Origin of the sequence: Paeniroseomonas aquatica, assembly GCF_030409335.1 — a bacterium.
Taxonomy (GTDB): Bacteria; Pseudomonadota; Alphaproteobacteria; order Acetobacterales; family Acetobacteraceae; genus Belnapia; species Belnapia aquatica.
Window position 1 is genome coordinate 1 of the sequence record NZ_JAUFPN010000257.1, and the last position, 1,251, is coordinate 1,251.

Here is a 1,251-nt window from a genome sequence, read left to right on the forward strand (position 1 = left end):
ACTGCCACCTGTGCTGCCGCTCGCGGCCGCGTTGCTTGGCGGGGCAATGTTCGGGCTCGGCATGGCGCTTGTAGGAACATGTGGTTTTGGGCTGCTGCTTCGGCTCGGAAGCGGTGATCTACGAGCGTTGGTGCTGCTCCTGGTGTTTGGCGCCGTCGCTTGGTCGGCGTTAGCCGGTGCGCTGGCGCCAGCCGGGGTGGAAGTGTTCACGTTTGCATCTTTGCCACTGCCGGCGCCCGACGGGCCTGGCCTGCTTGGCATGAGCACTCCAGGTGGCCGAAGCCTTGTCGCCGGCGGAGTTGTCATCGCGCTTTTGGCTTGGGTCGTCGCAGATCCGCGACTTCGCCAGTCGCCTCGGCTGTTGCTGGCGGGAGGCGTGCTCGGGGTGGCGGTGGTGCTGGGCTGGGCCGCCACTGGTGCAATAGACCCGTTTGCGAACGAGACCCGTCCGCCACACAGCTTGTCCTTCGTGGCGCCTGTCGCTCGGGCAATCTATGCGCTCCTGCTGACGCCAGGGTCGACGCCTGGGCTCGGCGGCGGCTCTGTGATTGGCGCTGTTTTGGGAGCGTTCGTAGCTGCAAAGACCAGGGATGAGTTTAGGTGGGACGCGTTCGACGATCCACGCGAGATGGGGCGCCATATGGTCGGGGCATGCCTGATGGCGGTGGGCGGTGTCTGGGCCAGCGGATGCACGATCGGGCAAGGGCTGACAGCCGGATCGGTATTAGCGCCCAGTTGGCCGTTTGCCGTGGGGGGCATTATGCTTGGCGCCAGGGCTGGGATCGCAATCCTTATGGAAGGCGGTGTAGCACCGGCTCTACAGCACGCTTGGTCAGCTCGACCGGGCAGGGCGGGCGCCGCAAAACTGAACGCGGGCACTCCGATCGAACCCTCTACGCCGCCTAGGTAGTTATTTAAAGGCGCAGGTGTTTGTCGGCGACCGAGAAGGCGGCCATGCCGACTAGCATCGCTACGAGGAACACCGCCGCCGGGGCGCCAGCCAGAAGGAACGAGGCCAGCACTGGCCCTGGGCAAAACCCAGCCAAGCCCCAGCCGGTGCCGAAGATAAGCGAGCCGATGACCAGACGACTGTCCACCGCAGTCTTGGCCGGGCTGGAGAAGGATGCGTCGTAGAGCGGCGCCCGCCGCCGCTTGGCGAGGGCGAATCCCAGGGCGGCGACTGGGATGGCGGCGCCCATGACGAAGGCGAGGCTGGGGTCCCAGTTTCCGGTAACGTCTAGGAAGGCGAGC

General features: G+C 65.9%; 2 protein-coding genes. One reads left to right on the top strand and one right to left on the bottom strand.

Annotation, left to right across the window (positions count from 1 at the left end):
• The first annotated feature begins 10 nt into the window (after positions 1–10).
• Entirely contained in the window at positions 11–910 is a 900-nt protein-coding gene (locus QWZ14_RS32055; RefSeq protein ID WP_353959361.1) for a YeeE/YedE family protein, read from the top strand.
• A gap of 4 nt (positions 911–914) precedes the next feature.
• Here QWZ14_RS32055 and QWZ14_RS29175 read toward each other — a convergent pair.
• The coding region (locus QWZ14_RS29175; protein WP_290320579.1) for a DUF6691 family protein at positions 915–1,251 on the bottom strand (337 nt) is incomplete at its 5' end.